Origin of the sequence: Nonomuraea sp. NPDC005650 (assembly GCF_040605375.1) — a bacterium.
In the GTDB taxonomy this organism is placed as follows: Bacteria; Actinomycetota; Actinomycetes; order Streptosporangiales; family Streptosporangiaceae; genus Nonomuraea.
The window spans coordinates 164,793-177,681 of the sequence record NZ_JBEXCR010000020.1; the positions used below are offsets into that span (position 1 = coordinate 164,793).

Annotated in this window: 14 protein-coding genes; 8 read left to right on the plus strand and 6 right to left on the minus strand. The window is 69.6% G+C overall.

Annotated features, from left to right (window positions below; translation table 11 throughout):
• Positions 1-266 precede the first annotated feature (266 nt).
• From rpsB to ABZS69_RS32755, 5 genes are all read left to right on the plus strand, one after another.
• Entirely contained in the window at positions 267-1,211 is a 945-nt protein-coding gene (gene rpsB, locus ABZS69_RS32735; protein WP_355379191.1) for a 30S ribosomal protein S2, read from the plus strand.
• Positions 1,212-2,103: 892 nt separating this feature from the next.
• Complete coding sequence (gene tsf, locus ABZS69_RS32740) at positions 2,104-2,937, plus strand: translation elongation factor Ts (RefSeq protein WP_355379192.1); 834 nt, start codon at positions 2,104-2,106, stop codon at positions 2,935-2,937.
• A gap of 206 nt (positions 2,938-3,143) precedes the next feature.
• The gene (gene pyrH, locus ABZS69_RS32745) at positions 3,144-3,842 is read left to right on the plus strand and encodes a UMP kinase (RefSeq protein WP_219912434.1); all 699 of its coding nucleotides are present in this window, start codon (positions 3,144-3,146) and stop codon (positions 3,840-3,842) included.
• Positions 3,843-3,885: 43 nt separating this feature from the next.
• Positions 3,886-4,443 carry a ribosome recycling factor gene (gene frr / locus ABZS69_RS32750; protein ID WP_355379193.1) on the plus strand — a complete coding sequence of 186 codons (558 nt, stop codon included), beginning with the start codon at positions 3,886-3,888 and terminating at the stop codon, positions 4,441-4,443.
• A 300-nt stretch (positions 4,444-4,743) separates the two neighbouring features.
• Complete coding sequence (locus ABZS69_RS32755) at positions 4,744-5,583, plus strand: phosphatidate cytidylyltransferase (protein WP_355379194.1); 840 nt, start codon at positions 4,744-4,746, stop codon at positions 5,581-5,583.
• A 38-nt stretch (positions 5,584-5,621) separates the two neighbouring features.
• On the opposite strand, the gene ABZS69_RS32760 is transcribed toward ABZS69_RS32755, so the two are convergent.
• Positions 5,622-6,644 (minus strand): suppressor of fused domain protein, encoded by a 1,023-nt coding sequence (locus tag ABZS69_RS32760; RefSeq protein ID WP_355379195.1) that lies wholly within the window; start codon positions 6,642-6,644, stop codon positions 5,622-5,624.
• Between the two features lie 104 nt (positions 6,645-6,748).
• Between ABZS69_RS32760 and rlmN the strand changes: the two genes are divergently transcribed.
• Complete coding sequence (gene rlmN / locus ABZS69_RS32765) at positions 6,749-7,849, plus strand: 23S rRNA (adenine(2503)-C(2))-methyltransferase RlmN (RefSeq protein ID WP_355379196.1); 1,101 nt, start codon at positions 6,749-6,751, stop codon at positions 7,847-7,849.
• Between the two features lie 34 nt (positions 7,850-7,883).
• Here rlmN and ABZS69_RS32770 read toward each other — a convergent pair whose 3' ends face one another.
• Genes ABZS69_RS32770 through ABZS69_RS32780 form a run of 3 tightly spaced genes read right to left on the minus strand, consistent with a single transcriptional unit; the run spans position 7,884 to position 10,022 of the window.
• A complete protein-coding gene (locus tag ABZS69_RS32770; RefSeq protein ID WP_355379273.1) occupies positions 7,884-8,591 on the minus strand; it encodes an SGNH/GDSL hydrolase family protein in 708 nt (235 codons plus the stop codon).
• A 37-nt stretch (positions 8,592-8,628) separates the two neighbouring features.
• Positions 8,629-9,300, minus strand: coding sequence for a hypothetical protein (locus ABZS69_RS32775; RefSeq protein ID WP_355379197.1), 672 nt, complete (start codon positions 9,298-9,300; stop codon positions 8,629-8,631).
• The gene (locus tag ABZS69_RS32780) at positions 9,297-10,022 is read right to left on the minus strand and encodes an ATP-binding cassette domain-containing protein (protein ID WP_355379198.1); all 726 of its coding nucleotides are present in this window, start codon (positions 10,020-10,022) and stop codon (positions 9,297-9,299) included. The genes ABZS69_RS32775 and ABZS69_RS32780 overlap by 4 nt, the downstream gene beginning before the upstream one ends.
• Positions 10,023-10,105: 83 nt before the next feature.
• Here ABZS69_RS32780 and ABZS69_RS32785 point away from each other — a divergent pair, with 83 nt between their 5' ends.
• Positions 10,106-10,660 carry a DivIVA domain-containing protein gene (locus tag ABZS69_RS32785; RefSeq protein WP_355379199.1) on the plus strand — a complete coding sequence of 185 codons (555 nt, stop codon included), beginning with the start codon at positions 10,106-10,108 and terminating at the stop codon, positions 10,658-10,660.
• Here ABZS69_RS32785 and ABZS69_RS32790 read toward each other — a convergent pair.
• Positions 10,657-11,304 carry an HAD-IA family hydrolase gene (locus tag ABZS69_RS32790; protein WP_355379201.1) on the minus strand — a complete coding sequence of 216 codons (648 nt, stop codon included), beginning with the start codon at positions 11,302-11,304 and terminating at the stop codon, positions 10,657-10,659. The genes ABZS69_RS32785 and ABZS69_RS32790 overlap by 4 nt on opposite strands.
• Positions 11,305-11,323: 19 nt before the next feature.
• Here ABZS69_RS32790 and ABZS69_RS32795 point away from each other — a divergent pair, with 19 nt between their 5' ends.
• Positions 11,324-11,800, plus strand: a complete 477-nt coding sequence (locus ABZS69_RS32795) for a GNAT family N-acetyltransferase (RefSeq protein ID WP_355379202.1) — start codon at positions 11,324-11,326, stop codon at positions 11,798-11,800.
• A gap of 45 nt (positions 11,801-11,845) precedes the next feature.
• Here the strand turns inward: ABZS69_RS32795 and ABZS69_RS32800 are convergent, their stop codons facing one another.
• The gene (locus ABZS69_RS32800) at positions 11,846-12,874 is read right to left on the minus strand and encodes an AI-2E family transporter (protein ID WP_355379203.1); all 1,029 of its coding nucleotides are present in this window, start codon (positions 12,872-12,874) and stop codon (positions 11,846-11,848) included.
• Positions 12,875-12,889: the final 15 nt, after the last annotated feature.

A 12,889-nucleotide genomic window follows, 5' to 3' on the forward strand; every position in this document is an offset into this window, starting at 1 on the left:
GTCATGGTGGTGGGGGTTTCATGGCAGCGGGCTGGACGTCTGATTGACGGCTGACGGTCAGGCTGGGCTGGCGTGGGAGGTAGACTTTTCGGTGGCCTGTGACCACAGGCCGACTTCGCATGCCCCACTGCGGACCGCGCCATCGGTCCGGGCCATGTGCCCGGCTGGCGGGGTTTCGGGGCATCAGGGCGGCAGACGACGCGCTGCTGCGGCACAACCGAGAACCGCGCCCTTCCACAGGGCGCCAAGACCTGGAGGACCAGCACATGGCCCCCGTCGTCACCATGCGACAGCTGCTTGAGAGCGGCGTTCACTTCGGTCACCAGACCCGGCGCTGGAACCCGAAGATGAAGCGATTCATCTTCACCGAGCGCAACGGCATCTACATCATCGACCTGCAGAAGTCGCTCTCGTACATCGACCGTGCTTACGACTTCGTCAAGGAGACCGTGGCCCACGGCGGCACCATCCTGTTCATCGGCACCAAGAAGCAGGCTCAGGAGGCCATCTCCGAGCAGGCTGCCCGGGTCGGGATGCCGTACGTCAACCAGCGCTGGCTGGGTGGCATGCTCACCAACTTCTCCACCGTGCACAAGAGGCTCCAGCGGCTGAAGGAGCTCGAGGAGCTCGACTTCGACAACGTTGCGGGCTCGGGGCTCACCAAGAAGGAGCTCCTCATGCGCCGTCGCGAGAAGGACAAGCTCGAGCGCACGCTCGGCGGTATCCGTGACATGGGCCGCGTGCCCAGCGCGGTGTGGGTCGTCGACACCAAGAAGGAGCACATCGCGATCAGCGAGGCCAAGAAGCTTGGCATCCCTGTGGTCGCGATCCTCGACACCAACTGCGACCCCGACGAGGTCGACTACCCGATCCCGGGCAACGACGACGCCATTCGCGCCGTCGGCCTGCTGACCAGGGTCGTCGCCGACGGTGTCGCGGCCGGTCTGATGGCTCGCTCCGGTGCCGCCCGTGGTGACGAGAAGCCGGCCGCCGCCGAGCCGCTGGCCGAGTGGGAGCGCGAGCTCATCGAGCAGGGCACCGGCGAGGCTGGGGTCGAGGCGCAGGCTGAGGCCGAGGCGCCCGCCCCCGTGGCTGAGGAGGCGCCCGCCCCTGCGGCCGAGGCTGCTCCCGTGGCCGAGGCCGCTCCTGTGGCCGAGGCTGCTCCTGAGGCTGAGGCCGCCGCCGAGGGCGACGCCGAGCCGCAGGCCTGACGTCAGCGCTCAGGTACCCGGGGTTCCCCGGGTACGGGCCCGTTCCGGCCGGGTGGGTGAAGAGTCCACCGGGTAGGGTGCGCGCCTTGCTCCGGTGAACGGCAGGACGAGGGATGTTCCTGGTCCTGCCGTGATCGGGCAAGGACGGGCCACAGACAAGTGAAGTGAACGGTTGAGCGAGGGGCCGCGGCCGCCTCACCGGGTGAGTGATCACCGGGCGGGGACGCTGCCCAGCCAGGTAAGGGCCGATAGCCGGGTTCGGGTCGCCGGGCCAGGCCTAGGTCACGAGCCAGGCTGGCTGGTCGCGGTCTGGGGCCTGGTTGAGGTTTTGGGCCGCGGGCTGAGGCTGTAGGCCGAGGTCCGGGTTGCGGTCCGAGGTCGAGGTCCGGGTTGCGGTCCGAGGTCCGGGTTGGGGTCTGGGGCCGGACTGAGGTTGCGGGCCGAGGCCGAGGTTGGGCTGAGGTGGTGAGCCGAGGTCGGGGCTGTGATCCAGGGTTGGGTTGCAGGCCGGGCCGGTGGTGAGCCGGGCCGTTCCGGGAGACTGGGGCGGGTGACCGGGCTGAGGCTGAGGCAGAACCGAGGCTGAGGCTGAGGCCGGGGTAGCAGGGCGGGCCTGGGTGGTCGGCCGGGCCGGGGAGGGTGAGTTTGCCCGAACCGGGCGCGGTGGGCGGGCCGGGTGGCGTTGGTGCTGGCCGGTGATGGTCCAGGATGGTAAGCCAGGGCGAGGCTGGGCAGTATGCCAGGCGAGCCGGGCCCCGAACGCAAGACAGAGGCTGACGCAAGACAAAGGCTTCCGTACGGCAAGCGCCCGCCGTACGAACCAAGGGTGAGCAGGCGTGCCGTTGCTCACCTGATCCACGACGACGACGAAATCCCACAAGGAATAAGAGCAATGGCTTCCGTGAACATGGCCGATGTCAAGCGGCTTCGCGAAATCACCGCTGCCGGCATGATGGACTGCAAGAAGGCGCTCGAGGAGTCCGAGGGCGACTTCGACCGCGCGATCGAGCTCCTGCGCCTCAAGGGTGCCAAGGACGTCGGCAAGCGCGAGGCTCGTACCGCCTCCAACGGTCTGGTCGCGCTCCAGCAGGCCGGCGACTCCGCCGCCGCGCTGCTCGAGCTCAACTGCGAGACCGACTTCGTGGCCAAGGGCGAGCGCTTCCAGGAACTGGCCGCCCAGGTCGTGGCGCACATCCTCGAGACCAAGCCCGCCGACGTGGCGTCGCTGCTCGAGTCGTCCTTCGACGGCAAGACCGTCAAGGAGCACCTCGACACCGCCAACGCCGCGCTCGGCGAGAAGATCGAGATCCGCCGCTTCGAGGTGCTCGAGGGCGGCTACATCGGCGCTTACATGCACAAGACCGACCCGGCGCTGCCGCCGGCCGTCGGCGTGCTGGTCCAGCTCGACAAGCCGAACGCCGAGGTCGCCAGGGACATCGCGCAGCACGCCGCCGCGATGGCCCCGCAGTACCTCAAGCCCGCCTCCGTCCCCGCCGACGTGGTCGACAAGGAGCGCAAGCTCTTCGAGGAGATGACCCGCGAGGAGGGCAAGCCCGAGGCTGCCATCGGCAAGATCGTCGAGGGTCGCGTGAACGGCTGGTACAAGGACTTCACGCTCCTCCAGCAGGCCTTCGTCAAGGACAACAAGAAGAGCGTGGGCAAGTACGCCGAGGAGAACGGCGTCGAGGTCCAGGCCTTTGTCCGCTTCAAGGTCGGTCAGGCTTAGGCTTAGGCAAGCCACCGGTCAGGCGGGCCCACCAGCCAAGGCGAGCCCGCCGGCCAAGGCAAATGACAAGCCGACAGCCCAGACTGCCCCACCGAACGAAGGAGGCCGCCGCCGTGCAGGACCACCGGGAGCCAGCCCACGAATCCACACGGACGGCGGCTTCCTCATCTCAAAATCCGCACAGCCCGCTCAGATGGAAGCGGGTGATGCTGAAGCTGTCAGGAGAGGCGTTCGCCGGTAGCGAGCCGCTGGGCATCGATCCGGTGATCGTCGATCATCTGGCCGATTCGATCGCCGAGGCCGTCAAGGAAGGCGTACAGGTCGCGGTCGTGGTCGGCGGCGGCAACATGTTCCGCGGCGCCACCCTGTCACAAGGAGGCATCGACCGCGCCAGAGCCGACTACATGGGCATGCTCGGCACGGTCATCAACTGCCTGGCCCTGCAGGACTTCCTTGAGCGGCGGGGCGTCGAGACGCGCGTCCAGACCGCCATCACCATGCAGCAGGTGGCCGAGCCGTTCCTGCCGCGCCGCGCGATCAGGCACCTTGAGAAGGGGCGCGTGGTCATCTTCGGCGCGGGGCTCGGCTCGCCGTACTTCTCCACCGACACCGCGGCGTCCCAGCGGGCCCTGGAGATCGGCGCGGAGGCGCTGCTCAAGGGAACGCAGGTGGACGGGATCTACGACTCCGATCCACGTAAAAATCCGGATGCGGTCAGGTTCGACCACCTTGACTACGGCGAGGTGCTGCTCCGCGACCTCGCGGTCATGGACGCCACCGCGATCAGCCTGTGCAAGGACAACGACCTGCCGATCGTGGTCTTCGACCTCATGGGCGAGGGCAACATCCTGCGAGCGGTACGCGGTGAGAAAATCGGCACGCTGGTGAGTCCCGCAGGCAAATGAGGGAGCGAGCCCGACACCGCCAGCTAGAAGACAGGGAGCCGCTGTGATCGACGAAACCCTCCTCGAAGCCGAGGAAAAAATGGACAAGGCCGTCTCGGTCGCGAAGGAGGACTTCGCGACCATCCGTACGGGCCGCGTCACCCCCGCGATGTTCAACAAGATTAACGCCGAGTACTACGGCACGCCGACGCCGATCCAGCAGCTGGCGTCGTTCCATGTGCCGGAGGCGCGCATGGTTCTCATCCAGCCTTTCGACAAGAGCTCGATGGGCGCCATCGAGAAGGCCATCCGCGACTCCGACCTCGGCGTCAACCCCACCGACGACGGCCAGGTGATCCGCGTGACGTTCCCGGAGCTCTCCGAGGAGCGGCGCAAGGAGTACATCAAGGTCGCCAGGAACAAGGGCGAGCACGCCAAGGTGTCGGTGCGCAACATCCGCCGCTCCGCCAAGGAAGTCCTCGACAAGATGATCAAGGATGGCGAGGCGGGGGAGGACGAGGTCAGGCGGGCCGAGAAGGAGCTCGACGACCTCACCCAGAAGCACGTCGCGAAGATCGACGAGCTGCTCAAGCACAAGGAAGCCGAGCTGCTCGAAGTCTGAGCGGCGCGCCGCACGGCGGACCGCGCTCAGCGGCTCACACCGACGGCGGCCCGCGTCCAGTGGTCCGCGCCTGTGGCGGGCCGTTCGGCGGGCCGCGCAGGCAGCGGGTCGTCTGGCGGGCCGCAGGTGGCGGGTCTTGAATGGCCTTCACGTGCGACGGGCCGTCCGGCGGGTCGCCGCAGGTGGCGGGTCTTGAATGGCCCTCGCGTGTGGCGGGTTGTCCAGCGGGTTGCCGCAGGCAGTGGGTCTTGAACGGCCCTCGCCCCGAGTGGCGAGGGCCGTGGCTCTTGGAGAAACTCTGTGGAAGAACGTACGGCTGGCAGCAGCTCGAGCGGCGACAGCCGTACCGGAAGGAACCTGCCCGCCGCGATAGCGGTCGGCGTGGTGCTGGGCGCGCTGGTCATCGGCTCGCTCTACACGATCAAGGAGCTGTTCCTCCCGGTGGTCGTGGGGGCCGTGGGCGTCGGCGTGCTGGAGCTGATCAAGGCCTTCGCCACCCGCGACATCAAGGTGCCCGCCGTGCCGGTGCTCGCGGGCCTGGTGGCGATGCATGCGGGCGCGTACTGGGGCGGGCCGACGTGGCTGCTGGCCACGTTCGCGGTGTTCGCGCTGGTGCTGCTGGTCTGGCGTATGTTCAGCGCCGGGACCGACGGTTACGTACGGGACGCGTCGGCCTCGCTGTTCACGCTGTTCTATCCCGCGATGCTCGCGGCGTTCGTGCCCATCCTGCTGCGGCTCCCCGACGGCGACCACCGGGTGCTGATCTTCATCGCGGTGACCGTGGCCAGTGACATCGGCGGCTACTTCGCGGGTGTGCTGTTCGGCCGGCACAAGTTGACGGTGATCAGCCCGAAGAAGACCTGGGAGGGGCTCGCCGGGTCGGTGATCGCGTGCACGGCCGTCGGGGCGTGGCTGGTGGTCTGGCTGATGCACGGCGCCATCTGGCAGGGCGCGCTGATCGGCGGGCTGGCGGCGCTGCTGGCCACCGTGGGCGACCTGATCGAGTCGATGATCAAGCGGGATCTCGGCATCAAGGACCTGGGCACGATCCTGCCCGGCCACGGCGGTCTGATGGACCGGCTCGACTCGCTGGTGACGACGCTGGTGCCGGTCTGGCTGCTGATGTCGCTGTTCTTCTAGTCAGTGCTGCTGCGCCTCCAGCGTCTCGGTTCCTCTGGTCACTGCTGCTGCGCCTCAAGCGTCTCGATGGTGACCGGCGAGAGCCAGAGCCACCGTACGGCCTCACCCCCGAACGCGAATCCCGACATGTCTGGCATGTGGGGTGCGTTGGCCAGCATCAGGACACCCGAATACCGCGGCCCCAACGGGAACGTCGAAGGCTCGTGATACCACTTCGCCGTGTGCCCGTGGCCGAGCCAGGTGACCGAGTGCCACGGATACTGCGACAGCCACACCAGGAGCAGCGCCGCGTCGCGCGGGTCCTCGCGGGTGGCCACAGCCAGCTCGATCCTGGCGTACGCGCCCGGCTTGTCGATCCACTGCTCGACCGTGGGCATGCGCTGGCAGCTCATCCCCACCGTGGACAGCACGGTGTAGGCGCGGCCCTCATATGGCGGCCGTTCGGTGATCCCGACCGTCGGCAGCCGCTCGCCGCCGGCGTCCCAGTAGCGTCCCGCCGGACCGAGCACCCGGTCCAGGTGGCCCATCACGAACTGCTGGAACGACGGCCACGACCCCTCGCTGTGCCGCCAGCCCCAATAGGACCTGGCGTTGGAGATGCGGGGCCGCAACCCGTCGAGCGCCTCCGACAGCGCCCACGCGAACGGCGACTCGCCCACCGCGTCGCGGGCGTAGCCGGGCATTCCCCTGCTCATGTCGGCCCAGCCGGGGATGACCGCCAGCAGCTCCTCGTCCTCGTACAGGGCGACGCCGTCGCCCTCCTCGAACCACAGCGCGGTCAGCTGCCCGAGCGGCCTGCGGCCGTCCGGGTGGACGGTGTTGGCCCTGGGCATCAGCGGCGGCAGGCCGGCGTTGAGCCGGGTCAGGTCGACCAGGGCCGGGGCGGGGCGATGGTTGGCCAGCCAGACGGCGCCGTGCACCGCGCCCTCCGGCGAGCACAGGTAAGCTACCGAGGAGTCCTCGTCGCGCTCGACCACGAGCGTCCGGCTGCCGTACGGGTTACCGACGGCGAGAACGACCTCGGCGCCACCCTCGCCAGATGCCGACCGAAAAATCGCCATACGAGATGACTGTAGATCCGGGGTATCCATGACGCGAGGAATGCCACCTCCGATCCGAACGTTCATTACCCTGATTGACAGCCACTCAAAGCAAAGGCAGGAACGTGTCCCAGCCCCCAGGCCAGCTCACCTTCGTCGCGCCCCGGCGGGCCAAGCCCGCACGGCACCTGGCGGACCTGTCGATGGCCGACCGGCGGGCCGCGGTCACCGAGCTGGGCGAGAAGGCGTTCCGTGCCGACCAGCTCTCGCGCCACTACTTCGAGCGCCTGACCACCGACGTCGGCGCGATGACCGACCTGCCGGCGGCCTCCCGCGAGAAGCTCGCCGCGCTCCTGCCCGACCTGCTGACCTCGGTCAGGGAGCTGACGACCGACGGGGGCACCACGCGTAAGACGCTGTGGCGGCTGTTCGACGGGGCGCTGGTCGAGTCGGTGCTCATGCGCTATCCCGACCGGGTCACGATGTGCGTGTCCTCGCAGGCCGGCTGCGGCATGAACTGCCCCTTCTGCGCCACGGGCCAGGCCGGCCTCACCCGCAACATGTCCACCGCCGAGATCGTCGAGCAGGTCGTCGCCGGAGCCCGGGCGCTGGCGGCCGGCGAGGTGCCCGGCGGGCCCGGCCGGGTGAACAACGTCGTGTTCATGGGCATGGGCGAGCCGCTGGCCAACTACAAGCAGGTCATCGGGGCGGTTCGGCGGCTGGTGGAGCCCGCGCCGCACGGGCTGGGCATCTCGGCCCGGGGCGTCACCGTCTCCACCGTCGGGCTGGTGCCCGCCATCGGCAAGCTCGCCGACGAGGGGCTGCCCGTCACGCTGGCGCTGTCGCTGCACGCGCCCGACGACGAGCTGCGCGACACGCTGGTGCCGATCAACACGCGGTGGAAGGTGGCGGAGGTCCTCGACGCGGCGTGGGCGTACGCGGCGAAGACGAAGCGGCGGGTCTCGATCGAGTACGCGCTGATCAAGGACATCAACGACCACGAGTGGCGGGCCGACCTGCTGGGCAAGCTGGTCCGGGGCAAGCTGGTGCACGTCAACCTGATCCCGCTCAACCCGACGCCCGGGTCGAAGTGGACGGCTTCCCGGCCCGAGGACGAGCGGGCGTTCGTGCGGCGGCTGGAGTTCCACGGCGTGCCGGTGACGGTGCGCGACACGCGCGGCCGCGAGATCGACGGCGCCTGCGGCCAGCTCGCGGCGGCCGAATAACCACCCGCCGCAGTGCGCCTTCCTGGGAAACCGGTCAGTGCGGGGCGATCGAGCGGGTGACGAAGCCCTCGATCAGGTCGGCGATCATGGCCGCGCCCCGGCCGTTCAGGTGGACGGTGTCCGTGGTGAGCTGGAGGCCGCGGCTCCTGGAGATGGCGTCCAGGCTGCGGCCGAGCATGAAGTGCTGCATCGCCGCCGTCTGCGCCAGCCGGCCCTCCGCCTGGTAGTGAGTGCCGGGAGCCCGGCCCTGCTCCTCCAGGTACGCGGTCATCCGCTCGTTGAGCGGCAGGTACGTGACGCCCTCGGCCGCCGCGACCCGCCGGACGATCTCGCTGTATTCGGCGGCCCGCAGCACCGACGCCGAGCCGAGGTCCTCGCCGATGACGGGCAGGGAGAGCAGCGCCACGCGGGCCATCGTCTCGTCCTGGAGGCGCCGGGCGATGGTGGTGAGGTTGGCGGCGTAGCCCTCCGCGGTGGGGTCCGCGGAGAGCTTCCAGCGCTTGCGCAGCGTCTTGGCCAGCTTCCCGCTGAGCGTGAAGTTCGCGTCGTTCGTACCGATCAGTACGGTCACCACGTCGGGATCCTGGCCCACGACGTCGCCGAGCCGCTTGACCGTCTCCGACGACAGCTCGTAATTGACTCCGGAGCTGATCACGGTCGCCTCAGGCAGTCGCGAGCGCAGCATGGCCACGTAGTCGGCGCTCACCTGCGCGCGGGTGATGCTGTCACCCAGGCAGATCATCTTCACCGTTGCCTCCTCTAGGGTGAGTGAGTGTTCACTAACCTACCCTACGACGGAGCCACACGTACGCCCCGAGGCCGATCAGGCACCAGACCAGGGAGATCGCGGCGAGTTCGGGGAACTGGTCGAGGAGGTGACCCGAGTTCGCCGCCTTCATCCAGGCGATGAGCGGGACGCCGAGCCAGTGCACGGGCGAGATGCTGAGCATCAGCATCGCCAGGAACCCGAGCAGCAGCACCATGATCGAGACGGCGGGGGAGCGGATGACCGCGCGGCTGGTGAGAGCGCCCAGCGCGGTGCCGGTCAGCGCGGCCAGGCCGTACAGGGCGAGACCGGCGGCCAGCACGCCGGGCGAGGGTGTCTCGCTCACGCCGAGCAGGAGCGCCGCGCCCATGCTGAGCGCCGCGAACGCCGCACACGTCCCTAACGCCGCCGCCAGCCCCGCCGCCACCTCCCTGCCCCAACCGCCCACCTGGACCGCTGACAGCTCGCGCTGCTGGTCGGGCTCGGTGTCGAGGAGACTCCTGGCCGCCCAGGCCAGGATGGGGATGATCAGTACGGCGCCGTCCGTGAAGACCGAGGCCTCCGCGCCGCGCGGGGCCCGGCTGCCGTGGAGGATCGCCAGCATGGCCAGGGCCAGGAGGAGCGCCTGGAACACACGGTGCGAACGGACGTAGGCGGCCACCCGGAACGCGGCCAGGGCGATCATCCGGACTCCTCGATCTCGCGGGCCTGGTAACCCTCGCCGCGCATCCTGGCGAGGAAGTCGTGGAGCTCGGATGCGGGCACCGTGACGGCCACGACCGCCTCCCCGTCCTCCAAGAGCTCAGGGGCCGTCGTGCCCTCCTTGAGACGGCCGTCCACCATCGACCAATGGCGCATCCCGGGCAGGGACCGCAGGCCGCCCTGGTGGTCGCTGACGATGACGATGCCGCCGCGACCCGCCACCTCGCCGGCGATCGAAGGCAGCGCCTCCCGGGTGTCCGCGTCGAGACCGGCGAACGGCTCGTCCAGGATCAGCAGCCCCGGCTCGGACATCAGCGCCTGGACCAGCCCGACCTTGTGCGCGCTGCCCTTGGACAGCTCGCCCAGGGCGACGGTGAGGAGGTGGCCCATGTTCAGGCGCTCGGCCCATGGCTCCCAGCGGGCGCCCCCGCGTACCCGGGACATGTGGCGCAGATAGGCCGTCACCGTGAACGGCTGGGCGGTGGGGAAGCGGTCGGGGGCGAAGCCGACCACCGCGGGACGGCCGGCGACCGAGCCGGTCGTGGGCCGGGTGAGGCCCGCCAGGAGGCGGAGCAGGGTCGACTTGCCTGCTCCGTTCACGCCGGTCAGCTCGATCACGTCGCCGGGGGCGAGCTGGGCGTCGACGTCTTCGATGACGAAAGGATCACGTCTTCGGTAGCGGAAAGAGACCTTGGACAGACGCATGGTGCTGTAACGCTATATGTCGGGTGGCTTCGTCATGATAAAGAGCCTCACAATGGAGGCACCCCAGCACGTTCTCAAGAGGAGTGGGCTTGAATCGCTTTCCACGCGTCATGGGTATGCGTTCAGGCTATGACCCCGCCGAAGTCGACGCCCTGATCGGGCGGATCGAGTCGACCCTGGGCAGGGGCATGCACACTTTGGAGCCCGTCACCGCGGACGACGTGCGGCGGGCCACGTTCCGCGCCAAGCGTGGCGGCTATGTCGAGACCGCGGTCGACTTCGCCCTGGAGGCGTTCGTGGTGGCGCTGGAGACCCAGGCCAAGCGGCCGGTACGGCTGGCCATGGCCGAGCCGACCGGCGAGATGCTGCGCGAGGAGTGGTTCGAGACCCAGGCGACCCGCGTCGAACGGGTGGCCTTCCGCCCGGGCCGCATGGGCACCGGCTACAACGAGGACGAGATCGACGCCTTCCTGGACCGCATCGTGGCCACCCTGCGCGGGACGACCGATTTCGCGGTGACGGCCAAGGAGGTGCGGGAGGCGAGGTTCTCGACGGTGCTGTTCCGGTCCGGCTACCTCATCGCGGACGTGGACTCCTTCCTGGCCGGCATCGCGGACGTGCTGGAGCAGCGCCGCTAGGCGTTCTCGACCACGGAGAGCAGCCCGCCGAGGTCGGGCAGGCGCTGCTGGATGATCTTCTCGTCGGCGGGTGGCTCACCCTGGCGGTTGATCCACACGCGTGGGATGCCGAGACGGTGCGCGGGGACCATGTCGTGGAAGTAGCTCTGCGCCACATGCACCCACCGGGCCGGCTCGTACGAGCGCCTGAACGTCTCGAAGTGCGCGTCGGCCGGCTTGTACGCGCCCACGTCCTCCGACGTCAGCACCGCGTCGAACGGCACGGGCAGCCGCCGCCGCGTCTCGGCGACGAGGTCGCGGTCGCAGTTGGTGAGCAGCGCCAGGCGCCAGCCCGCGCCGCGCAGCTTCGACAGCTCGGCGCCCACGTCGGGGAACACCGGCCAGTACGGGAGCGTCGTGGCCAGCACCGCGGCGTCGTCCCCGTTGAGCTCCACCTTCTCGTCGGCGCAGGCCCTGCGGAGCGCCTCGGCCAGCACGTGGCGGTAGCGGAGCGTCGGGGACTCGGCCTGCACGGCGTGCTCGTGTCGGTTGTACGCCTCCAGCAGTCGCGCGCCCTGGCCCGGCGCGACCAGCTCGGCGCTGGTGCGGATGCCGTGCCGCCAGTCGACAAGTGTTCCGAAGCAGTCGAACGTTACCCATCGCATAACTCTCATAATGAGGGCCATGTCGATATCTGTGCGTCCCATTCAGCCGCAAGATCTCGAGAACGTGACCCGGGTGCTGACCGGGAGCTGGGGCGGCTCGACCGTGGTGGCCCTGGGCCGCGGCGAACTGGTCGACGCCGCCGCCCAGCCGGGCTTCATCGCCGAGATCGGCGGCGAGACGGCCGGGATCGTCACCTATGCCCGGCGTGGGGACTCCGTGGAGATCATCACGATCGACGCCGTGATCCCGGGCAAGGGGGTGGGGGTTGCGCTGCTGGACGCGGTCCGCGCCGTCGCGGCCGAGGACGGGGCGGCCCGGCTCCGGCTGGTCACGACCAACGACAACACGCACGCTCTGCGGTTCTACCAGCGGTACGGCTTCGACCTGATCGCCCTGCACCGCCACGGCGTGGACCGTGCGCGGAAGCTCAAGCCGGGCATCCCCGCCGAGTCCGACGGCATCCCGATCCGGCACGAGCTGGAGCTCCCCCTCTGACGCCTTGAGTCGCCGATACAGGCAACGACCGGCGGGCCGGGCGCTTCACGTGGTCGCGGGAGCCGGCGGGGGAGCGAGAGTGACCGGGCCGGCCTCGGCCCGCGGCCGCCGCAGCAGGGCCACGATCACCGCGGTCACCGGGGCGGCCAGGAACGCGCCGATGACCCCCCAGATCAGGCTGCCCACCGCGATCGCCACCAGGATGACCGGGCCGGGCAGTTCGAGGGCCTTGCCGTAGATCTGCGGCGCCAGCACGTGTCCCTCAAGCTGCTGCACCGCCACGGTCACCCCGACCACGATCAGCGCCACCAGCCAGCCCTTGGCCACGAGCGCGACCACCGCGGCCAGCAGCCCCGCCACGAACGCCCCCACCACCGGCAGGAACGCCCCCACGAACGTCAGCACCGCCAGCGGCAGCGCGATGGGCACGCCCAGGATCCACAGCGCCATGCCGATGAAGAACCCGTCCACCGCGCCCACGATCGCGATCCCGCGGATGTATCGGCCGATCACGGAGAAGATCAGGTGGCCGGTCTCGGTGACGCGCGGCCTGGCGGCAGCGGGCGTCAGGCCCACGAACCAGTGGAAGAGCCGGTCGCCGCCGTGCACGAAGTACACCGACAGGACGAACGCCACCGCCGCCCCCACGACGATCTCACCCGCCGTCCTGACCCCGGCCAGCGCGCCCGTGGTGATCTGGCGGCCCTGGGCGGACAGGTACTCCTTGGCCTGCGCGGCGAGCTTACGCGGGTCGATCCCGAACCTGGAGGTCAGCTCGTACAGGTTGTCGAGCACCTTGCCGACGCTGACCCGCAGTTGCGAGACGCTCTCGATGGTGGGCGGCACCAGCAGCGCGATCAGCCCACCGGCCAGCACGAGCCCGCCGACGAAGACGATCGCCGTGGCCAGGGCGCGGTTCAGCCCGCGCGACCTGAGCCAGCGGGTCGGGGGCAGCAGCAGCGCCGTGATGAACAGGCCGACGATGATCGAGATGGCCACGGTGCTGACCTGGTTGACGACGAAGCCGGCCACCGCGATCAGCGCGATCCAACCGAGCAGCCGCCACGGCCCCATCCCCTGCCCCCTATC